This window comes from Alteromonas sp. AWM4_230 (genome assembly GCF_056158305.1).
On record NZ_JBSWTB010000001.1, the window covers coordinates 759,889 to 779,872 of the forward strand.

The 19,984-nt window shown below is 44.5% G+C and carries 21 protein-coding genes; 12 read left to right on the top strand and 9 right to left on the bottom strand.

Annotation, left to right across the window (positions count from 1 at the left end):
• Nucleotides 1-6: 6 nt before the first annotated feature.
• Nucleotides 7-1,146, top strand: coding sequence for a PepSY-associated TM helix domain-containing protein (locus ACXACS_RS03255; protein ID WP_474804020.1), 1,140 nt, complete (start codon nt 7-9; stop codon nt 1,144-1,146).
• On the opposite strand, the gene ACXACS_RS03260 is transcribed toward ACXACS_RS03255, so the two are convergent.
• Nucleotides 1,115-2,557 carry a sensor histidine kinase gene (locus ACXACS_RS03260; RefSeq protein WP_474804023.1) on the bottom strand — a complete coding sequence of 481 codons (1,443 nt, stop codon included), beginning with the start codon at nt 2,555-2,557 and terminating at the stop codon, nt 1,115-1,117. The two genes, ACXACS_RS03255 and ACXACS_RS03260, sit on opposite strands and share 32 nt — an antisense overlap.
• Nucleotides 2,554-3,243, bottom strand: coding sequence for a response regulator transcription factor (locus ACXACS_RS03265; RefSeq protein ID WP_474804027.1), 690 nt, complete (start codon nt 3,241-3,243; stop codon nt 2,554-2,556). The genes ACXACS_RS03260 and ACXACS_RS03265 overlap by 4 nt, the downstream gene beginning before the upstream one ends.
• A gap of 272 nt (nt 3,244-3,515) precedes the next feature.
• Here ACXACS_RS03265 and ACXACS_RS03270 point away from each other — a divergent pair, with 272 nt between their 5' ends.
• Nucleotides 3,516-4,646 carry an MBL fold metallo-hydrolase gene (locus ACXACS_RS03270; protein WP_474804030.1) on the top strand — a complete coding sequence of 377 codons (1,131 nt, stop codon included), beginning with the start codon at nt 3,516-3,518 and terminating at the stop codon, nt 4,644-4,646.
• 517 nt (nt 4,647-5,163) lie between these two features.
• On the opposite strand, the gene ACXACS_RS03275 is transcribed toward ACXACS_RS03270, so the two are convergent.
• Complete coding sequence (locus tag ACXACS_RS03275) at nt 5,164-5,814, bottom strand: MOSC domain-containing protein (RefSeq protein ID WP_474804032.1); 651 nt, start codon at nt 5,812-5,814, stop codon at nt 5,164-5,166.
• Between the two features lie 117 nt (nt 5,815-5,931).
• Here ACXACS_RS03275 and ACXACS_RS03280 point away from each other — a divergent pair, with 117 nt between their 5' ends.
• The 5 genes from ACXACS_RS03280 (at nt 5,932) to dnaB (ending at nt 10,277) form a co-directional block, all read left to right on the top strand.
• Nucleotides 5,932-6,507: an RNA polymerase sigma factor gene (locus ACXACS_RS03280; RefSeq protein ID WP_179984859.1), complete on the top strand. Its 576-nt coding sequence runs from the start codon at nt 5,932-5,934 to the stop codon at nt 6,505-6,507.
• The gene (locus ACXACS_RS03285) at nt 6,500-7,012 is read left to right on the top strand and encodes a hypothetical protein (protein ID WP_474804036.1); all 513 of its coding nucleotides are present in this window, start codon (nt 6,500-6,502) and stop codon (nt 7,010-7,012) included. Before ACXACS_RS03280 ends, ACXACS_RS03285 begins: the two co-directional genes overlap by 8 nt.
• A gap of 13 nt (nt 7,013-7,025) precedes the next feature.
• Nucleotides 7,026-8,039 (top strand): DUF4097 family beta strand repeat-containing protein, encoded by a 1,014-nt coding sequence (locus ACXACS_RS03290; RefSeq protein ID WP_474804039.1) that lies wholly within the window; start codon nt 7,026-7,028, stop codon nt 8,037-8,039.
• Between the two features lie 266 nt (nt 8,040-8,305).
• Nucleotides 8,306-8,776 (top strand): hypothetical protein, encoded by a 471-nt coding sequence (locus tag ACXACS_RS03295; RefSeq protein ID WP_474804042.1) that lies wholly within the window; start codon nt 8,306-8,308, stop codon nt 8,774-8,776.
• Between the two features lie 115 nt (nt 8,777-8,891).
• Nucleotides 8,892-10,277: a replicative DNA helicase gene (gene dnaB / locus ACXACS_RS03300; protein WP_179984856.1), complete on the top strand. Its 1,386-nt coding sequence runs from the start codon at nt 8,892-8,894 to the stop codon at nt 10,275-10,277.
• A gap of 153 nt (nt 10,278-10,430) precedes the next feature.
• On the opposite strand, the gene ACXACS_RS03305 is transcribed toward dnaB, so the two are convergent.
• The 5 genes from ACXACS_RS03305 to rsd form a co-directional block, all read right to left on the bottom strand.
• Complete coding sequence (locus ACXACS_RS03305) at nt 10,431-11,627, bottom strand: OmpA family protein (RefSeq protein WP_474804046.1); 1,197 nt, start codon at nt 11,625-11,627, stop codon at nt 10,431-10,433.
• Nucleotides 11,628-11,728: 101 nt separating this feature from the next.
• The gene (locus ACXACS_RS03310; RefSeq protein ID WP_474804049.1) at nt 11,729-12,166 is read right to left on the bottom strand and encodes a secondary thiamine-phosphate synthase enzyme YjbQ; all 438 of its coding nucleotides are present in this window, start codon (nt 12,164-12,166) and stop codon (nt 11,729-11,731) included.
• Nucleotides 12,156-12,620: a chemotaxis protein CheX gene (locus ACXACS_RS03315; RefSeq protein WP_118491578.1), complete on the bottom strand. Its 465-nt coding sequence runs from the start codon at nt 12,618-12,620 to the stop codon at nt 12,156-12,158. Before ACXACS_RS03315 ends, ACXACS_RS03310 begins: the two co-directional genes overlap by 11 nt.
• On the bottom strand, nt 12,610-13,083 hold the full coding sequence (locus ACXACS_RS03320; protein WP_474804052.1) for a transcriptional repressor: 474 nt from the start codon (nt 13,081-13,083) through the stop codon (nt 12,610-12,612). Before ACXACS_RS03320 ends, ACXACS_RS03315 begins: the two co-directional genes overlap by 11 nt.
• A gap of 35 nt (nt 13,084-13,118) precedes the next feature.
• The gene (gene rsd, locus ACXACS_RS03325; RefSeq protein WP_474804055.1) at nt 13,119-13,583 is read right to left on the bottom strand and encodes a sigma D regulator; all 465 of its coding nucleotides are present in this window, start codon (nt 13,581-13,583) and stop codon (nt 13,119-13,121) included.
• A 224-nt stretch (nt 13,584-13,807) separates the two neighbouring features.
• Here rsd and nudC point away from each other — a divergent pair, with 224 nt between their 5' ends.
• The 3 genes from nudC to ACXACS_RS03340 all read left to right on the top strand — a co-directional run bounded on the left by nudC (nt 13,808) and on the right by ACXACS_RS03340 (nt 16,682).
• Complete coding sequence (nudC, locus tag ACXACS_RS03330) at nt 13,808-14,641, top strand: NAD(+) diphosphatase (protein ID WP_474804058.1); 834 nt, start codon at nt 13,808-13,810, stop codon at nt 14,639-14,641.
• Between the two features lie 266 nt (nt 14,642-14,907).
• The gene (hemE, locus tag ACXACS_RS03335; protein ID WP_179984851.1) at nt 14,908-15,999 is read left to right on the top strand and encodes a uroporphyrinogen decarboxylase; all 1,092 of its coding nucleotides are present in this window, start codon (nt 14,908-14,910) and stop codon (nt 15,997-15,999) included.
• 23 nt (nt 16,000-16,022) lie between these two features.
• Nucleotides 16,023-16,682 carry a hypothetical protein gene (locus ACXACS_RS03340; RefSeq protein ID WP_474804061.1) on the top strand — a complete coding sequence of 220 codons (660 nt, stop codon included), beginning with the start codon at nt 16,023-16,025 and terminating at the stop codon, nt 16,680-16,682.
• A 41-nt stretch (nt 16,683-16,723) separates the two neighbouring features.
• Here the strand turns inward: ACXACS_RS03340 and queG are convergent, their stop codons facing one another.
• Nucleotides 16,724-17,866 carry a tRNA epoxyqueuosine(34) reductase QueG gene (queG, locus tag ACXACS_RS03345; protein ID WP_474804064.1) on the bottom strand — a complete coding sequence of 381 codons (1,143 nt, stop codon included), beginning with the start codon at nt 17,864-17,866 and terminating at the stop codon, nt 16,724-16,726.
• A 6-nt stretch (nt 17,867-17,872) separates the two neighbouring features.
• On the opposite strand from queG, the gene ACXACS_RS03350 reads away from it, so the two are divergent.
• Together ACXACS_RS03350 and tsaE are read left to right on the top strand one after the other, a co-directional pair.
• On the top strand, nt 17,873-19,372 hold the full coding sequence (locus ACXACS_RS03350; RefSeq protein ID WP_474804067.1) for an NAD(P)H-hydrate dehydratase: 1,500 nt from the start codon (nt 17,873-17,875) through the stop codon (nt 19,370-19,372).
• A 69-nt stretch (nt 19,373-19,441) separates the two neighbouring features.
• Nucleotides 19,442-19,924 carry a tRNA (adenosine(37)-N6)-threonylcarbamoyltransferase complex ATPase subunit type 1 TsaE gene (tsaE, locus tag ACXACS_RS03355; protein ID WP_474804070.1) on the top strand — a complete coding sequence of 161 codons (483 nt, stop codon included), beginning with the start codon at nt 19,442-19,444 and terminating at the stop codon, nt 19,922-19,924.
• Nucleotides 19,925-19,984: the final 60 nt, after the last annotated feature.

Consider the following 19,984-nt stretch of genomic DNA (forward strand, 5'->3'; position numbering starts at 1 on the left):
TATTAAATGAACTTTTCCACTTTTAAAAGGTGGGTCTTTTGGGCCCACCTATTTGCTGGCTTATTGGCCAGCATTGTCGTTTTTATCATGGCTTTTACTGGGGTATTGCTAACTTACGAGCGCCAGTTTAAAGAGCTAAGTGAAATGGCTTATGCGCAAACCATTGATATTGAAAAGCCGGTGATCTCGACTGACCAAGTTGTATCAATACTTCGCGAAAAGCACCCTGACGAAGCGCATATCTTCGTTCGATGGGTAAATAGCGAAGGAGCGGCCATTCCGGCGTGGGCGGGCGAGCATAGTTATCTTATTCACCCCTATACCGGAGACATATTAAGAGAGGGAGAAGGGGTTGTTGAAGAAGTATTTCATTTCATCACTGACCTCCATCGATACCTCTTAATGGAAGGCGATTACAAATTAATTGGCAAAACCATAACGGCTTATAGCAATCTTATTTTTATTTTTTTGCTGTTATCGGGTGTCATCATTTGGTTGCCAAAACACATATCGAAAAAGTCCTTAAAGCAGCAAATGTGGTTGCGGCAAAAATACACAAACAAACAACATCGACGCCGACATTGGCATTTTGTTTTTGGTATGTGGTCACTGCCTTTTTTACTTGTGATTGGAACGACGGCTACGCTGTTTTATTTTGAATGGGCTAACAAGGCACTGTATGGCATGTATGGTGAACAAGTACCTGCTCGTGAAAAGAAGGCAATGCCCGAAACGCTAGACGCCGACGTTGTGAGTTACCACACGTTATTTAATAAAGCGCGGCAACATGCCAATGAGCATGGCTATCAGGATTGGTACTCCATGTGGATGGAAATTGGTAAAAGTGAGGGCGTTGCCCGATTTTATATTGATAAGAGTATCGGGCACCGTCAAGAGCTAGCATATTCTCTGTATTTCGACACAGGTACTGGTGAAATCGCTAAAGTTCTACACAAAACAGATTGGCCAAAAGGAAGTCAGGCTTGGGGCACTTCTCGGTTTCTACATACCGGAGAATACTTTGGCTTTGTAGGCCAGACTATAGCAGGATTGGTTAGCTTGCTTTGCTGTATCTTAGTTTATACCGGCACACTACTTGGTGTGAAAAGGCTTCTCAATTTGCGAAAGCCGCATCAGAAAATTTAGGCAGGGTGATGGTGACCATCAGTCCTGTCTGCTTGGTTGCGCTTGCATCTTTATTTAGATAAGCGTTATTGATCTGCTCATCGCCTTTACTTGCGCGATTGCACGCAGATATGTCACCGCCTACAGCGGCAATTTGGCGTTTCGCCAACGCAAGCCCAAGGCCAAACCCAGAGCGCTTTGCAGCATGAACATAGTTTTTCGTTGCACGCGCCTTGTCTACCCTGAAAAAAGGTTCAAATATGGCGTCAAGCATTGATTCAGGGACACCAGTGCCTTCGTCTGTAACAGTGATAACGTAGTTATTGTTATCGCTGACCAAGGTCACGCTTACTTTGCTTTGTTGCGGAGTATGGCGCAAAGCATTGCGGACAATATTCTCTAATGCCTGCCCCAAAGCAAGCTGACTGCTTTTTTCTATACTCGCACATTCCGGCGTGCTTACGCATAAGGTTCTATCAGGGTATTCAAAGCGGGCATCTTCACAAATAACATTAATGAGCTCTACCAAGTCAAAGTCATCGCTATTTAATTGTGGAGATTCTGTATTTAGCCATGCAAAAGTTAGGGTATCTTCAACAAGCTCTCTCATCGTACTTGCTTCATAGCGCAGGCGTGAAAGGGCTTGTTCACGATTAATGTCTTGCTCTACAAAGTCTATTGCCATATCAATGCGGGCAAGAGGCGTGCGAAGCTCGTGAGAAAGGTCTGCAAGCAAACTTCTTTGGTTATAAATGAGACTGCTCGTTCTTTGCGCCATTTTATCGAAGGTTTGAGCTAGTGTAGTCAGTTCATCATTTCGCTCGGGCATCGTAGCCATTGCCCGAGCTTCTAAGTTACCGTTAGCAAAGTCTTTTGTTGCCTTTTCTAGCTGCTTAAGTGGTGTCATAACATGCCGATAGAGCATAAAACTCAATAGACTTAGTATGACTAGGGGTAGTGCAATTTGTAATGATAGACGGGTGGCGAGTAATAACGAGCCTGGGCGCATCCGCTGTGGAAGCTGAATCAAAAAGTGCGTGTTGTTGTCTACAAAAGGCACTTCCATTACAGGGTTTTCAGAGAAATACAAATGTATTTTCCATTCAGGGCTGCGCCCAATTTGAAACCTATCTGCAAATTCATCTAACATCTTGGTATCAGCGAATGTTGTCATTTCAGAGTTAAGCACAGCAAGCCAGGTGTTCTCTTTCGCTCTTATCTCTTTTAAGAAAACGGCTAACCCTTCTTCTCCCTTTTCCAGATAGATTTTTTCGGCATTCTTTCCATAGGTATAAAGAGTTTCTTGATGAGCCTTATCTAAAAAGCTCATGCTAGTTTCGGTGTGATTAGTAAGCCAAGCAATGGCCCAAAATAGCAAAACAGTGCCAACAGCGATGAATGCACATAGCCGCCAAAGCAATTTATTTTTCACGAAAAGCGGTATCCTTGTCCATGAACCGTGGCAAGGCGCTCAGGGGGCATACCCGTTTCAACTAACTTTTTGCGTACTCTAGAAAGGTGCATATCTAGGCTTCGGTCATATCGAGAAAAGGGTTTATTGAGCACACTGTGGTAAAGAAATGCTTTGCTCAAGGTTTCGCCCTTGTTTTCTACAAGCATCCACAGAAGCTTAAATTGTATGGGGGTGAATTCGAGCAATTTAGCGTGATACTTAGTTACTTGTTGAATGCGATTTAGGTAAAGCACATCAACTAATATTTCTGACTTTTGCGTACCCGAACTATTCATCGCTTTGCTACGCCTTAGTATTGCGTCGATGCGAAGCATCATTTCTGTATAATTGAAGGGCTTAGGTAAGTAGTCATCTGCGCCTTTGCGGTAGCCTTCAATTCGCTCTTGCTCGGCACCAGATGCCGTAATCATCATTACGGGTGTTTGTTTAATTTGCCTGAGTTGATGCAGTAATGAGAGACCATTTAACGATGGAAGGCGTATGTCGAGTAACACAAGATCAAAGTTTTCCTCGAGCGCAGCGTGCAATCCGGCATGACCATCGTTTTCATGGCGAGTGTCAAATCCTCGAGCCTGCAGTAGCTGAGTAATTTGTTCACTTAACGTGGCGTCATCTTCAATAATGAGTATTCGGGTTTTACACATAACGGCTTAAGAAATAAATTTTAGTTTATATTATTAATAATAATTATCATTTGCAACTTCTCGGTTTTGCTCTATTCGACTTTTTATCTTGTTACAAATTTACTGTTAAGCGATTGTTTTCTTGTCTTACAATGGTGGCTATCGTGATGCTGTGTTCTAGCGCAAGCTTTTCAAAAGCGGCTTTCTTATAAGGGAGTTAATGGAATATAGATATAGCGACAGATTTAAGCCTTTATCTGCAAGAGTTGAATTACAAGGACGGAATACTAAAAATGATGAGCTGTTTAGATAAGCTAACAAAGCAGAGGACGTTTTTAGCGACTGTTGCAGCCACTGTTTTAATTTCAATTATTGTGACAGGGTGCGCAATGCCGAATAAGGTTACTCAGGTTGATAGTGACGAAGCGGTAATTAAGTACTCTGATACACCGGGCTTCGAGGATAGATTTAGCAATATTTACGGCCGTTTTAAGACTTACCCCGTCACCTGTACTGATGATTGCTACCCAGCGTCTGCAGATATCGAATGTGAAAGTGACATGCAAAATTGTCAGTTTGTTGGCAACAACCCGCCAGTGAACTTACACACCGGCTTTAATGTCACATGGTTAGGGCACGCAAGTTTTTTACTAAACACCGCAAGTGGTGAGCAAATACTTATTGACCCTGTGTTTGGGCAGTTTGATTGGCCCGTTAATTGGGCTTTTCGACTGGCAGAAGGGTTCAGCCGCAACGAACCCGCTAAGGTAGATGAAGACAAACTCGCTCAAACCGGTGCAGTGGTCTATTCCCATATTCATTACGATCATTTTAATAAAGCCGATATTGCCAATTTAGGCACAAATCCCGAATATCTTGTTCCGTTAGGTTTCGCAGAGCACTTCCCTAACAGAGGCTATAGCATTAGCGAGATGGCGTGGTATACCAGCAAAAACGTAGGCAACACCGCTATTCACTTCGTGCCTGCCCATCATTTCAGTAACCGAATTTGGGTGCCGTATCTATACGAGGACGACAATGCAACATTATGGGGCGGCTGGGTCTTTGAACATGAAGGTAACACCTTATTTTTTGCGGGGGATACAGGGTACTCACCTCACTTCAAAGATATTAAAGCTCGCTTTGGTGATATTGATGTTTGCCTGTTACCCATAGCGTCTTATTTCAGCGAAACCTCACCTAAATGGTATCGCAAGGTACATACTACGCCAGAAGATGCCATTATTGCGGCCCAAGACCTAGGCTGTAGAGTCGTAGTGCCTTGGGGCTTTGGAAACGCCACATGGATGATGGGCGACAAAACCTCACATTCTGCGCTGTTTCGACTGATGAAAATGAAAAAGCAGCTCAATCCTTCAATGCCATGGATTATTTTGAATGAAGGTGAGAAAGTGTCTTTTTAATAGCTATCTGTTATACAGGTATTATTACTAATAGACTTGCCCAAGTTTACTATTGTGGTTATTCTTTAATCAAATAAGAACTGGTTTTATTTTCAAGGATTGAAAGTGTCTGAACTAAGAAGTAGTGCTTTTATTACTTTATCTATTGTACTTTGCAGTTATCTCGGAATTTGGATATATCTGATAAACGAGCGGCCTGGTCAACTCTCAGCGCCTTATAAAAGCTGCATAGACAACTGCAGGGTTAATATGGAGTACCTGCTTTCTAATTCCGAGAATTACCAGTACGCTTCAATGCATAACGCACTCAATCAAATTTTCGAGCCGTACGCTAAAGAAGAGGTGGGCTATTACATTTCCTGTAACTCAAAACGCTGTGCACTTTGGGTTTATGTAAATACGCCATCAAAATTGCCTCCCATACTTCGCCGCCTAGAAAATGAAGTTTCTCCGTTTTTTTACAATGAATTACCTCTTTTTCAAGACGGAGATGGCAAGGCTATCTACTCAAACTATTCTATTTATCCGCAACTCTATCCGCAATCTTTTGGCATTTTCCGCGCCACTCATCATCAAGCGGTTTTAGCTTAGCTAGCTTTTGAGCCAATGCTTTGTCGGCTTTCGTATGGGCACACTGCATTAAAGTGTGGACATTAACGGTATCGTCCTCACGGTGCAGTAGTGTTACTTCGTCGCCAACGTTTATGGTACCGGTTTTAATCACCCGGTAATACCAGCCAGTAATGCCTCGCTCTCCAACAAATCTATCTAAGTTGGGAATGCCAAAGCGTTGAGATATTTTATTGCAAGGAGCACGCGGTGCGCTTACTTGCAGCTCTACATCGCCGAACTTCCAGGTATCTCCGATATAAACGGTGGCATCGTCCATGCCCTCTACACTGATGTTTTCGCCAATACTGCCCAGCGAAAATTCGCCTTCAGGAAAGTGCTTTCTTAACGTCAGGTAGTTGGTCGGATTGAACTGATGTAGCACTTTTTCCGGTCCACCGTGAAGGCGTTTGTTGGCCTGTTCGTCTTCATCGGTTCTGTCCATATGCACCGTTAACTTTTCGGCGGAGGTTTTAACAATGCTACTTGGTGCCCCACGAGGCCCAAGTGGCTGAGGTTTTCCAGCAAACAAAGCGTTAACAGTAAAGGTGGCAGACATGGCAACTCCAAAAAATATTTTTGTGTATTTAAACCTTTCTACTATAGGGTACGACTAACCTTATAACACTAACAAGTGCTAATGCTAATCAGCATCACAAATAACAAAGAGAAAAAAATGGAACACACACAACAACGTGTTGTACACGCCAATGTGGTGTTTGGTAACAAAGGCGAACACGAGCTTATATGTAAGGCGAAAGAGGGCGATAAACAAGCGTTTAGAGCTCTTTACGACGAATATGTTGGCCGAGTCTACGCACTGTGTTATCGGCTTACTGGTGAAAAAGGAATGGCAGAAGATGCGTCTCAGGAAGTCTTTATTCAGCTGTGGAAAAAGCTCGATAATTTCGACGGGCAAAGCCAGTTTTCTACGTGGCTACATAGCGTAACGGCAAACATTACCATCTCTTACATGCGCAAACAGAAAGGCTGGGTGCAGCGCATGTTTAACTTGGAAAATAGCGGCATTAGTGAAATGCCGGCTCAAGAGAATAGTACCGATGTGGATTTAGAAGCATTGATTATTCGCCTACCAGAGCGCGCCAGAATGGTTTTTGTACTTCACGCACTTGAAGGATACCGACACGAAGACATTGCCAACATGTTGAATATGGCAGTGGGCTCAAGCAAAGCGCAATTTTTCCGTGCTAAGCAATTATTGAAAGATTTTATGGGAGTCGATGATGAGTGATTTTGATGACAAGCTTGCTCAGCATGTGTCTGGGTTATCGAAAGAGAAGCAGCCAGAAAGGGACCTATGGCGTGGAATTGAGCTAGGCATAGCGTCTCAACAGAGCGATGCTTCAAATGAAGAGAGCTCACGTTCTACGGTAACTTCAAGACAATGGATGGCTATAGCTGCCAGTGTTTGTTTGGTCACTGTCTTGTGGTTTGCTGCTCCCTTTGCGTTCAAAAGCGATGAAAGTCGAAGCAGTGGATACGCGTTAATTGACGCAATGAGCAGCCAACAGCAGCAGCAAGTTAACAGCCTGCTAGCAAGTTATGAAAGTACACCTGCGCTAACCCAAGACTGGCAGGAGCAGCTGAAAGAATTAGATGATGCCGCGGATGTTATTAAAGCGGCGTTAAAAGACGATCCAGACAACTCAGCATTAATAAAGATGCTGCATCATGTATATCAACAGCAAATTGCCTTAATTGAGCGAGTGCACGCGCCCAAGTGGCAGCAAATTTAATAAGGGCTTTAAAATGACTAAAAATATGAAAAACACAATATCGGATAAGTTAACGCACACGTTCAGCACATCGAACAGGGTTAAAGCTGTGCTAACTACGGCATTATTAAGCATCGCGACTGCCGCCTTTGCGGGTGAAAAAGTTGATAAAACCATTGATACCTCATCCTCTCCTAAAGTTGATATTGAACATATCGATGGAAAGGCTGACATCCGAGTATGGGATAAAGCTCAGGTACGGGTAACAGGGGAGCTTGGTGATCAAACCGAAGAATTTATTTTTGAAAAGCGCGGAGATGTTGTTGTTATTCACGTAGAGGTGGAGCACCGCTCAAAGAGCTGGTATCAGAAGAGTCTAGATGGTGATGACCTGATAATTTACGTGCCATCGGCAAGCGATCTTCATTACACTGCAGTCAACGCAGATGTGAAAGCTGAAGGAATAACAAAAGCGGTAGATGTAGAAGTCGTCAACGGCAATGTGACACTGGAAAACATTGGCGAGCGCGTTGAGGTTGAATCTGTAAATGGCGATATTTTATTAAAGAACGTCAGAGGCCGGTTAGAAGCAGGCACGGTTAACGGTGATATAGAAGCTACTCACGAAGGCAGCACGCCTGTAAGTTTTACGGCGGTAAATGGAAAGCTCGATATAGCATCAAGCAGCCCTGACTTGTCAATTGAGACAGTGAATGGACGTATTGATCTATCGTTGCAAAATATTGATAGCTTGCAGATAAATACAGTTAACGGTCGTACTTTTGCTAAGTTGGGGCTGAATGCGAATGGCAGTATTAAAGCTAATTCGGTTGGTGGTGCGATGGAATTTATTTTTCAAGATGATGTATCAGCCCAGTTTGATATAGAGACACATGCAGGTGGAAATATTGTGAATAATATTAGCGGCGAAAAAGCACAAAAGCCCAAGTATGGGCCTGGAAGCTGGTTGCGCTTTATACACAATGGCGGTGCTGCGAGCGTCGATATTTCAACGGTACACGGGCGTATAGAAATAGATCGAAAATGAATAAGCTATAGTAAGCTTGATAGGGACTTTAGCTTGAAAAAAGTAATTTAGACCACATTTATTAATCAGAGTATGTGGTAGTGATAAAAAAGCTGCGTATAAACGCAGCTTTTTTTGTTTAGTCGCTAAATGTTGATATTTGGACGCTTAGTTAGAACTATAGGGAAAGTTTAAAGCTCTATACTCAACTGGCTTCAAGTGAACTTTTCATATGGCTTTTACGTTAAACTACCTGATTTTAATAAATTTTATGTGCGGAGAGTAAATTGAGTATTATTGGACACGTCAAAAGGTTTTGGCGATTTCATAGCCTAATTATCGGTGCGTTTGGGATATGTGCGCTAACCTTAGGTTGTGCTGTTCAAGAGCCCGCTTATTACGAAGGAACCTGGGTTGTTACTAAAGCTTACAACGTAGGCATTACCGCTCACTCAACAGCTGAATCAGAGCAGTTTCTTGGGCGCTCTGTAACCTACGAGAAAGATACGGCGAAACTTGATCAAACCTTTTGCGAGTCGCCTGTGTATACATCCGAAGAGATGAGTGGTAGTGACTTTTACGCTATTTTTGGCACGTCTCCGTCTTCACTAGACTTCAGTGATGACACAATCACCCAAGTGAGTTTGGCTTGTTCAGATAACGGCGCCACTATAGGGTCGACACTAATTTTTCAAGAAAATATCAACACTTATACCTTGGTAGATGGCACTTTTTTGAAGCTAGAAAAAACGCTTTAGCCTAAGCTGCCTTTTTAGGCTATCGTGATAAAAGACCTGCTTCCTTTGTTGAGAGATGTGCGTTAAAAGCGCATAATATCCAACTGACTTTTGTGCATTGGAATAGGCTTTACTTGTGGCGTCTGCGTCTAACAACGATAAAAATGTTGATAAATTGAAGGTTCCCCCTCATAGCATTGAGGCCGAGCAGTCTGTTTTAGGCAGCATGCTTATCGACCCTGAAAGCTGGGATAAGGTCGCGGAACTCGTTACCGATAACGACTTTTACAATCGTTCACATCAAATAATCTTCCGTGCTATCACGCGATTGCTCAACAGCAGTCAGCCGATAGATCTTATTACTGTATCAGAAGAGCTTGAAAAGCACGATGAACTGGAAGATGCGGGTGGTTTTGCTTATCTCGGTGAGTTGGCAAAAAATACCCCAAGTTCTGCAAACGTTGTCTCTTATGCGCAAATTATTAGCGAGCGTGCTATTACCCGTGAACTTATCGGTGTTGCGCATGAAATTGCTGAAGTAGGTTATAACCCTGAAGGCCGTGACAGTGCAGATATCCTCGACCTTGCTGAAAGTAAAGTTTTCGAAATAGCAGAGCGAAGAACCGGTGAAAACGAGGGGCCTCGTGATGTCGAATCTATTCTAGGCAAGACCATCGACCGTCTTGAAGAATTGGTAAAAACCAATAAAGAAGTGACGGGGGTCACAACCGGCTTTACCGATTTAGACAAAATGACCAGTGGTATGCAGCCGTCGGACCTTATCATTGTGGCGGCGCGTCCATCGATGGGTAAAACAACCTTTGCCATGAACTTGATTGAAAACGCCATGATGGCAGAAGAAAAGCCAGTACTGGTTTTCAGTCTTGAGATGCCGTCTGAACAAATCATGATGCGTATGTTGGCGTCATTAAGCCGAGTAGATCAAACGAAGATTCGTACCGCTCAGCTAGACGATGAGGACTGGGCGCGTATATCTAACACTATGGCTATGCTTAAAGATAAAGATAGCCTGTTTGTTGATGACTCTTCCGGTCTAACCCCTATGGATGTGCGAAGTCGAGCCCGTAAACTCGCGCGGGAGCGCGGCGGGATTAGCCTTATCATGGTGGATTACCTTCAGCTAATGCGTGTACCTTCGCTAAGCGATAACCGTACATTAGAAATTGCCGAAATATCACGGTCATTGAAAGCGCTGGCTAAAGAACTGGAAGTGCCCGTAGTCGCACTATCGCAGCTTAACCGTACGCTAGAACAACGTGCCGATAAACGCCCAGTTAACTCTGACCTTCGTGAATCTGGTTCAATCGAGCAGGATGCCGACCTTATCATGTTTATCTATCGTGATGAGGTTTATCACGAAAACAGTGAATATAAAGGCATTGCTGAGATCATTATTGGTAAACAACGTAACGGTCCGATCGGTACCTGTCGACTTACCTTCCAAGGCCAGTTTTCTCGTTTTGATAACTACGCAGGCCCTGCCATCGCAGATGAGTATTAACGCCCTATCTTTGGTCGAGTTAATTGTCTAACTAATTTCCAAGCTGTGGTTGAATAGCGTGCTGCATTCGTTTCTGCAAAACGCTATTTAGGACGGGTCGATAGATACAAAAAAGGCGCCTTTCGGCGCCTTCTTCAATTCATATAGTATGAATTACTTTTCTTCAGCTACTTTCACTGTGTCTTTAACTGTCACTGAAATGCGACGGTTAACACGGTGTGCTTCAGCATTCTTACCATTGTCTAGAAGCTGAGTTTCGCCGTAACCGATAGTCTCTAGGCGAGAGCTGTCGATACCGTACATGTCTACCATTACTTCTTTGAAGTTAGCAGCACGACGCTTAGAAAGGTCCATGTTGTACGCTTCAGAACCTGGTGCAGAAGTGTGACCTTCTACTACTGCAGTTGTTGAAGGATACTGCTTCATGAACTCAGCAAATTCAGAGATTTCTGGATCTTTAGGCATTTTAACAACAGCGCTTTCGTTGTCGAATAGAACGCGTAGTGTGATTTCTACTGTCTCTTCGTCAAATACTGTACAACCTTTAGCGTCTACTTTTACGCCAGCTGGTGTATCAGGGCACATGTCTTTGCTGTCTACAACGCCATCGTTGTCAGAATCTTTAAGTGCACAACCTTTAGCATCTACTTTAGTGCCAGCTGGAGTGTTAGGACACTGGTCAACACTGTTTAGAACGCCGTCGTTGTCGTTATCAACGCTACAGCCAGTCGCATCAACGCGAACGCCAGCTGGAGTCATTGGACACTGATCTTTGCCATCTACAACGCCATCGTTATCGCTGTCTTTAGGAGCAGAAGGTGTCGCTTTACCAAATGGAATCGCAAGACCAACTTTTACACTGAAGTCGTTATAGCTTTCACCAAAGTCATGATATGTAGCAATTTCTGTAATTAAGCGAGCTGTTTCACCCACTTTCCAGTGTTTACCGATACCAATGTTACCAAGTGTTGTAGAGTCACCAACTGATTGGCGCTTAACACCACCAAAAACAAACCATGCGTCATCCGGCATGAAGTATAGCGCGTCAACACCAGTCATTTCGCCACTGTCGTCGCCGCCATCACGGAAATCTACAGACAATTTCGTGAATTCTACACGAGCAGCCCAGCTTTGGGTGAAACGGAAACCGTATTCGAACGTTGCACCTAAACCGTCGTCGTATACTTCACCTTCGGTAAGAGAAAGAGGGCGCGACTCGTCAGTATTGTAGTGCATGCCCGAGATACCGAACCAGCTTTTGTACTCTGGCTCAGAAGAGTCTTGAGCAAATGCACTGGTAGATGAAAGTACAGCTAGAGATAGCGCTGCCATTTTAAAGTGTTGTTTCATAGTCACATCCTGTTTAACGTTGAGTGATTATCGATTTTAGATAATTTTGTGTTGTGCTTAGCGATATTTGCTAGCACAAATTGTGCCATTTATAATATGGGTTAGGCTGCGATCCCTTGTAATGTGGCAATAATTGTTCGTCTTCCACCATGATCTCGGTGTTCACCGAGCATGATACCCTGCCACGTGCCAAGTGCAAGTTTGCCTTGTTGGACAGGAATGGTAAGTTGACAGCCTAGTATACTCGATTTTAAGTGAGCAGGCATATCATCTTTACCTTCATAAGTATGCCTGAAAAAAGAAAGTTCTTCTTTTACACTATGGTTGAAGAAAGCTTCCATATCATGCCTTACTGTAGGGTCGGCATTTTCGTTTATCGTTAAGCTTGCGCTGGTATGCTGAAGCCATAGGTGTAGCAGCCCAACTTCAATATGGCGAATATTCGGTAGCGCAGATTCCACCTGGTCGGTTATTAGGTGAAATCCTCTGGGGTAACTGTCGAGTGTAATTTTTTCAGAGTGCCAGAAATTATTTGTCAAAACAGATTTCCAAATGCGCTAATCCCTCATCACACATAAAGGGGAGAATAATTTTAGCGCCATCAACCTGATGGCTGATAGTGTGTTGCTTTCCCGATACAACGATAGGTGTCGCCATTCCAAACTCGAACCCGCGTTCTGCAAGATCTCGTTTTGCGTTTCCGCAAATCATATTGGTAACTTCACCAACCATATCACCCACTTCAGCATCGAGTTTTTCAGGGCGCTCTCCAACCATTCGCTCCATAATTGTAAGGGCAAGTGATTCATCAAACGTGATAGACATAGAACCGCGAACGTCTGGACCTACCATGCCTATCAAACCAGAAACGTCACCTTTCGCGATATCACTCTGTTTGCGTTTGGGCTTGCCCGGTGTCAACTTTGTTTGTGCCATCGTTTCTAGCACGTTTAGCAGGCCGGCAATAAAAGGGTTCACAAAATCAGCATTCATGTACACTCTCCTGGTCAGTGTGCTCTTCGGTTTGTTGGCAGTCGGCACATAATCCATGGGCCTCGATCGTTTGTTTTGAGACTTTAAAGCCGTGCTGTTTGGCCTGATTATCGAGGGTATCTTGAAGACCTTCAGATTGTATCTCAGCAACATCACCACAGCTGTCACAAATTAAGAACTGAACGGGGTGGTTACATCCGAAATGGTAACAGGCTACGAACGCATTGGTAGACTCCAAGCGATGAATGAAACCAAAATCGAGAAGAAAATCTAAAGCGCGATACACGGTGGCAGGTTTTGCACTGGATTCCGTTTCTTTTAATGAGTCGAGTAGTTCATAAGCACCCATGGGGCCGTGCTTTGATACAAGAATCTCGTACACCTTTTCTCTAAGCGGTGTAAATCTAGCGCCGCGCTGTTCACAATACGCGCGTGCCTTATGGATAAGTGTGGTTTTGTTCATTGATGATAACCGTAAACTCGACTTTCATTGTTATATTAAAGCGTCACTTCTGGATCACGTTTGTTTGTGTGAACGTGAGCAATTAACTCATCTTCCAAGGCAAAACGCTCTTCTAATGTTTCTCCAAGCTTGGCTATGGCAGAATCGAAGCCTGCAGCCTGCTCGGGCGTCACTGCTTGCGCAAACGTATCATTGAATTCCAGTGCAGCGTCAGTGGTTTTTGTCAATCTGGGGTAAAGTTTATCACGCAGTTTTATACCTTCGATGTCGCTTTCAACTAAAATATCAAAAACTTCGAAATGGCCTGCAGAAAGGTAATCAAGTAAAGCACTACAAAAGCTCGCTATATCATCGGCATCGGGCAAGCATTCGCTATGGTTGTTAATGCCAGCAAGTTCACAGTACGAGACTAATAGGGCTTGCCTGTCTAACAGCCAACGGTCTACGACTTGGCTTTTGCCACCCCATTTAGATTTTACGCTTTCCAACTGTTGCAACATTGTATGTGCTACCCGTTTAGCGACAATAAGTTTCAGTATAACACCGTGCACTAGCGACACAAATTTTGCACGAAAAAGTTTGCAGTAAAAACATGGTGCTAAGGCAGACTAACACGCAGTGGACGGGTTATTTGTCCTGAATTTACAAATTTTGGTCAGAATGTACAGTAACCTTTATCAGCCCTAGTGTATTATGAAGTACAGAAGCGTAGGAGTAACACAAGATGATGATAAAGTTAGATGAAGGAAAGTTGTCCTCCCAGCAGGCGATGTGGGTGGTTTTTAGTCGTGGAAAAGTGCTAGTACAAGAATCATCAGAGTCTATTCCCGTTGCTTATCTGAGTGAAATTCCTTTCCTAGCGTCATATGTTAACGAAATACATCAACTCCCGCCGCTAAACGAAACAGCACACAGAGAATTACCTGTCTTTGTTGTAGATTTCGGCGCTGAACACATAGATGAACCCGGTTGGGAAAAAGTATCGCTTAGACAACTTTTGTTTGCAGAATACGACATTGCTTTTTCTGTTATTGGTAGAGCTTGGCAATACATTCACTTTTTGCGGACACACCAGTTTTGTGGCCAGTGCGGTGCGAAAACCGAGCGTGTAGATTGGGAGATGGCTATGCAGTGTTACCGCTGTCAGCATCGCACCTATCCAAGGGTGTCCCCATGTATTATCGTTTCTATTCACAACAATGAAAAAATACTATTAGCAAAAGGGGTTCGCCACAAGGAGTCTAATATGTATTCGACCCTTGCCGGCTTTGTTGAAAGCGGGGAGAGTTTAGAGCAAGCCGTCCATCGAGAAGTATTTGAAGAGGTTGGTGTAAAAGTTAAAAACTTGCGTTACTACAACAGCCAGCCTTGGCCGTTTCCTCACTCTCTTATGGTAGGTTTTATTGCTGAGTATGATGGCGGAGAAATTCGTTGCCAAGAAAACGAGATAGATGACGCACAGTGGTTCGAAGTGGATGCACTGCCGACTATTCCGCCTAAAGTGTCTATCGCTGGGCAGCTAATCGAGAAAACAGTGTCTCTCATCGGAGACAAATAAAAAACCCTGCCGAAGCAGGGTTTCAATACGTTTAGCACGGTCCCATAAAGGGCTTCTTTTGTTTAACGGTTATAGTAATAGCAAACACTCACTTTAAGTGCAAGTTACTTTTTAAACAATGTACAAGGAATGTTCGTCTTTAATTATCGACACTACGTCGATTTGTCATTAAAACATCGACTTTTTAATTCAGGTTTTAGCACACCTTGTTCAGAATGCTGGTATACTCCGCGGTTCAAATATATACAGTTATTTAGGTGAGTTATATGTCGCAAAATTTCCCCAGTGTTGATAAGCCCGCGTTGAAGAATGATCGTTACTTACGTGCATTACTTAAGCAGCCGGTTGATATGACACCTGTATGGATGATGCGACAAGCAGGACGTTACCTTCCTGAGTATAAAGCGACCCGTGCAGTAGCGGGCGACTTTATGTCGTTGTGCAAAAATGCAGAGCTTGCCTGTGAAGTAACGCTGCAGCCTTTACGCCGCTTTCCACTTGATGCCGCTATTCTTTTCTCTGATATTTTGACTATCCCAGATGCAATGGGGCTTGGTCTTTACTTCGAGACCGGTGAAGGCCCACGTTTTAAAAATCCAATCACATGCAAAGCGGACGTAGATAAAATTGGTCTGCCGGATCCAGAAGGTGAGCTTCAGTATGTAATGAATGCCGTTCGTACTATTCGCCGTGAGCTTAAAGGTGAAGTGCCATTAATTGGTTTTTCTGGAAGCCCTTGGACACTAGCCACCTATATGATCGAAGGTGGTTCAAGTAAAGCCTTTACCAAAATCAAGAAAATGGCATTTGCTGAGCCAGCAACGCTGCACGCATTGTTAGCCAAACTAGCCGACTCTGTAACGGAGTACCTCAATGCTCAAATCGCAGCGGGCGCGCAGTCAGTCATGGTATTTGATACCTGGGGCGGCGTATTGTCTCCTCGTGACTATAAAGAGTTCTCGCTTCAATACATGGAGCGCATTGTAAGTGGGCTGACCCGTGAAAATGAAGGCCGTAAAGTACCTGTTACCTTGTTCACCAAAAACGGTGGCATGTGGCTAGAATCGATTGCGGCGACAGGCTGTGACGCAGTAGGTTTAGACTGGACTATCGACATTAAAGAAGCGCGTGCGCGCATTGGCGATAAAGTCGCGCTTCAAGGTAATATGGATCCATCAATGCTGTATGCTCAACCGCAAAGAATTGAGCAAGAAGTGGCGTCCATTCTAGAAGGTTACGGTGAAGGTAGCGGTCACGTATTTAATTTAGGTCACGGTATCCATCTAGACGTACCACCTGAAAATGCAGGTGTGTTTGTTAACGCGGTGCACGACCTTAGTAAGCAATATCACAAGTAAGCGACTTCAATAAAGGAAGTGGAATGAAAGCGTGGCTTGTGTTGTTGCTGATAGCGTTTGCATTGGTAGCGGGGTATAAATTCTCTGGCTATCAACACCAACTCAGTGAATCCAATGCAGAGAAAGAGCGACTAACCAGTGTGTTAGCGCGCTCTCGCGCCACGGAAACCAGTGAACTCAAAGTCATTAAGCCTGCCGCTAAGTTAGTAAAGAACGAAGTCGCAACAACTAACTCTGGAATAATTGTTGTTGATGAAGAGCAAGCTAGCGTACAGGCAGCTGATAGTGTTCAACCTGGGACTCTTGACCCGTTTTATATGAAAACAGAGGGGTCACTCAATACCTTTTTTGCTTTACCTCCTAACAAAGAACGCTTTGTGTTGGAAACGGTAAAATGTGGAAATGGGCTTTGCGAAATAACCGGAGAGTACGATGGCTCTGAAACCGAATTATCTTTGGTTATAGAAGCGTTAGAGAGAGAACCATGGTGGCAATTTGGCTCACCGACTATTACCACTGAGGTTGCACAGCGCGGCCTAAGACTCAATGTTTCTTTTGTTGCTTCACAGTTGCCAAGCGCTCGCGTGCAAAATCGAAGCCGTGCCCAAGAGCAAAATCAAAATAGTGTTCAGTCTGACTCGGACAACCAAATTGCATTAGCCCAAATAGCATCTGCGGGATAGCCTTTAACCTTAGGTTTATTGCTTGAATTTACATTCAAATCCTATGCGTCTCTGGGTAAGCCTTTTTCAACAACGCGAATAAGTCGAGCTTGCTGTCTACTGTCGGCGCTAGAGCCCTGTTGTTTGCTTTGCTGTTGCGCAATAGCCCAATCAATGTGCCTATCTACTAAGTCGCTTACACAGCCCCGTCTTTCTTCTAAAAGTTGAATGCTATCTTCATTATAGGGGGCATTGCCTAACGCCACGGCGATATTTCTCTGCCATTTCTCAAAGCCGATACGCCTGATAGGCGAGCCTTCGGTATTGCGTAAAAAGGTTTCTTCAGACCAACTAAACAAATCGTTAAGACTTTGACCATGCAATACCTGCCTAGGATGAAAGTCTTCTTCACTAGTGATATCGGCGAAACGATTCCAAGGACAGACAAGCTGACAATCATCACAGCCGTAAATACGATTGCCCATTTTGGGTCGTAAGTCTTCGGGTATGTCCTTATCCGACTCAATGGTGAGGTATGATATACAGCGTCGACCGTCCACTTTATAGGGGGCTACAATCGCGTTCGTCGGGCATATAGTCAAACACGCGGTGCAGCTTCCACAGCCTTCTTCGATAGGGGAATCCACTGGCAGCGGTAAATTAATAAAAAGCTCACCTAGGAAGAACCAAGAGCCCGCTTCTTTATTAAGTGTCAGGCTGTGCTTACCGGTCCACCCAATACCCGCTTTTTCCGCAATAGCATGTTCCAGAACTGGTGCTGAATCCACAAACGGACGGTATTGGGTATGCGTAAGGGAGGCGGTTATTTTTTCGCCGAGCTGCTTTAAGCGCTTACGTAACACCTTGTGATAGTCACGGCCTAGCGCATAGCGACTGATATAGCCTATTTCTGGCTTTTTTAAATGCTTAGCAAACGAGGCGTCAGGAGGTAAGTAATTCATGCGAACACTGATTACACGCAATGTACCTGGAACCAGTTCATCTGGCCGGGCACGCTTCATCCCATGGCTTTCCATAAAGGCCATATCACCGTGGTAGCCATTGTCTAACCATTCCTGTAGGTGTGACTCGTGCTGATGTAGATCAATATCGCTGATGCCAACCTGTTGAAAGCCTAGCGCTGTACCCCAAGCCTTGATATTGTTGGTCAATTCAACAAGGTCGATAGAACTAATTTCGGACATTTGCTTATGCTAGATACTCAATTAACGTCAAGTTTATCATACAAACTATTTCGGGCCGATCAGGTTAGGGAAAATGAAGGGCAAGCCGCCGCCGACTCTGGCTGTGATATGTTCACCTTAATGCAAAGAGCCGGTGACGTGGTATTTAAACAATGCTTAGAGCTAATGCCTAATTCAGACGTTTATTTAGTATTGGTGGGCCAAGGTAATAATGCGGGCGATGGCTATATTGCAGCGATCAACGCAAAACTCGCTGGTAAGCAAGTTCACCTATGTGCGGTAGAGCCTGAACGTACTCTCGACGGCGATGCGGGTAAAGCACAGCAGCGCTGGCTTGATGCTGGCGGCAGCATTAATGGGTTTGACGCGGCGTTGTTAGACAGATCAGATGTAGTTATTGATGCGCTTCTTGGTACAGGTATCAACAGTTATATACGCAATGAATTTGCTGATGTTATCGATGCCGTTAACTCGTCATCAACCCCCGTGGTGAGCGTGGATGTGCCTTCAGGACTAGATGCTAACACAGGTCAAAGTCTAGGGCGCTGTGTTCAGGCTGATATAACGGTGACCTTTGTGGGTATAAAGCCCGGGCTTGTCACAGGTGCGGGCAAACAATCATGCGGCAAACTGGTTTACGCTGATTTAGGTATAGGTAAAGCCTTTCAAGCGTTAGCCAAAGCGAGCGCGACCATGCTGAATATCGATCACTTCAAGGGAATGGGTCCTCGGGAGATCAACAGCCACAAAGGGACTTACGGACGACTGTTATGTATAGGCGGTAACCGAGGCACTGCAGGGGCAATTCGACTTGCCAGCGAAGCGGCCCTTAGAAGTGGCGCGGGTATGGTGCGAGTGTATACCCATGAATCGTCGGTGGTTCAGGTAAGTGCAGGCAGACCTGAACTTATGGTGACCGACTTCAATTTGGAAGATGCATTAGCTTGGGCAACCTGTGTGGTAATTGGCCCGGGTCTTGGGCAAGATGACTGGGCTGAAGAAACATTCGAAACCACAATGAAGCATTGTCAAAGTCACAACAAGCCTGTGGTTATCGATGCTGATGCGCTTAACCTTTTGTGTCAGCAGTCCACAGCGTACACCTTGTCGGACAGTATCTTAACGCCTCACGCGGGTGAAGCAGCGCGCTTACTGGGTGTTTCTATTGACGATGTTGAAAGTGACCGCTTTAACTATGCAAGACAGTGCTCACAGCGATACCACGCCGTTTGTGTGCTGAAAGGGGCGGGCACGCTTATCGATAACGAAAAGAAAACCTGGGTTTGCCGTCACGGTAACCCCGGCATGGCCACGGCAGGAAGTGGTGATGTGCTAAGCGGAATTTTAGGCGCACTGCTTGCGCAAGGCGTTGAAACAGATATTGCAGCAAAATATGGCGTAGTGCTTCATGCTAAGGCTGGTGATGATATTGCCCAACTGTATGGTCAACGTGGTATGATAGCGAGTGATTTGTTCGACGCAGTACGTGCGCTTATCAACCACTAAATAGGTTGGTTTTGTCTTAAACGGGCAGGCATCTACTGTGTTTCTTTATACTACTGTGGAATATTGTTGATGTCTTACCCGCATACCTCTTTTTTTGCTAATGAAGTAGATGATACCGCTCAGCTTGCCAGGGATTTAGCGCAAGCGGTTTCGAGTCAACTCCCTACCGATGCTGTTATTTATCTTGACGGCGACTTAGGGGCAGGGAAAACAACATTTAGCCGTTATTTTATTCAGTCCCTAGGTCATTCAGGTAGCGTTAAAAGTCCAACCTATACATTGGTTGAACCTTATCAGTTGGATAGCGTCAATATTTATCACTTCGATTTGTATCGCTTGGCCGATCCGGAAGAACTAGAGTTCATGGGAATTCGAGATTACTTCGGCTCCGGGGCAATCGCGCTTATTGAATGGTCGGAAAAAGGCGGCGAATACTTGGCATCCCCAGACTTAGTGATTAGTATAAATATTACACCAGCGGGTAGGCAGTTCAATTTGGAAGCGAAAAGTGCCCACGGTGCTAAATTGCTTCAGCAATGCAAACGCGTGTAGCGAATATTTGAGCTGAAAGAGACATTGAACAATTAGTGGCTCCGACGTTTACGAGAGCGG

Excerpts from the sequence above, each read along its gene's own strand:
- ACXACS_RS03255 (WP_474804020.1), top strand. The coding sequence starts at position 7 with ATGAACTTTTCCACTTTTAAAAGGTGGGTCTTTTGGGCCCACCTATTT.
- hemE (WP_179984851.1), top strand. The coding sequence starts at position 14,908 with ATGTCGCAAAATTTCCCCAGTGTTGATAAGCCCGCGTTGAAGAATGAT.
- ACXACS_RS03280 (WP_179984859.1), top strand. The coding sequence starts at position 5,932 with ATGGAACACACACAACAACGTGTTGTACACGCCAATGTGGTGTTTGGT.
- ACXACS_RS03315 (WP_118491578.1), bottom strand. The coding sequence starts at position 12,620 with ATGAATGCTGATTTTGTGAACCCTTTTATTGCCGGCCTGCTAAACGTG.
- ACXACS_RS03275 (WP_474804032.1), bottom strand. The coding sequence starts at position 5,814 with ATGTCTGCCACCTTTACTGTTAACGCTTTGTTTGCTGGAAAACCTCAG.
- ACXACS_RS03265 (WP_474804027.1), bottom strand. The coding sequence starts at position 3,243 with ATGTGTAAAACCCGAATACTCATTATTGAAGATGACGCCACGTTAAGT.
- ACXACS_RS03270 (WP_474804030.1), top strand. The coding sequence starts at position 3,516 with ATGATGAGCTGTTTAGATAAGCTAACAAAGCAGAGGACGTTTTTAGCG.
- rsd (WP_474804055.1), bottom strand. The coding sequence starts at position 13,583 with ATGTTGCAACAGTTGGAAAGCGTAAAATCTAAATGGGGTGGCAAAAGC.
- queG (WP_474804064.1), bottom strand. The coding sequence starts at position 17,866 with ATGTCCGAAATTAGTTCTATCGACCTTGTTGAATTGACCAACAATATC.
- ACXACS_RS03290 (WP_474804039.1), top strand. The coding sequence starts at position 7,026 with ATGACTAAAAATATGAAAAACACAATATCGGATAAGTTAACGCACACG.
- ACXACS_RS03320 (WP_474804052.1), bottom strand. The coding sequence starts at position 13,083 with ATGAACAAAACCACACTTATCCATAAGGCACGCGCGTATTGTGAACAG.
- tsaE (WP_474804070.1), top strand. The coding sequence starts at position 19,442 with ATGTCTTACCCGCATACCTCTTTTTTTGCTAATGAAGTAGATGATACC.
- ACXACS_RS03285 (WP_474804036.1), top strand. The coding sequence starts at position 6,500 with ATGAGTGATTTTGATGACAAGCTTGCTCAGCATGTGTCTGGGTTATCG.
- ACXACS_RS03340 (WP_474804061.1), top strand. The coding sequence starts at position 16,023 with ATGAAAGCGTGGCTTGTGTTGTTGCTGATAGCGTTTGCATTGGTAGCG.
- nudC (WP_474804058.1), top strand. The coding sequence starts at position 13,808 with ATGATGATAAAGTTAGATGAAGGAAAGTTGTCCTCCCAGCAGGCGATG.
- ACXACS_RS03305 (WP_474804046.1), bottom strand. The coding sequence starts at position 11,627 with ATGAAACAACACTTTAAAATGGCAGCGCTATCTCTAGCTGTACTTTCA.
- ACXACS_RS03350 (WP_474804067.1), top strand. The coding sequence starts at position 17,873 with ATGCTAGATACTCAATTAACGTCAAGTTTATCATACAAACTATTTCGG.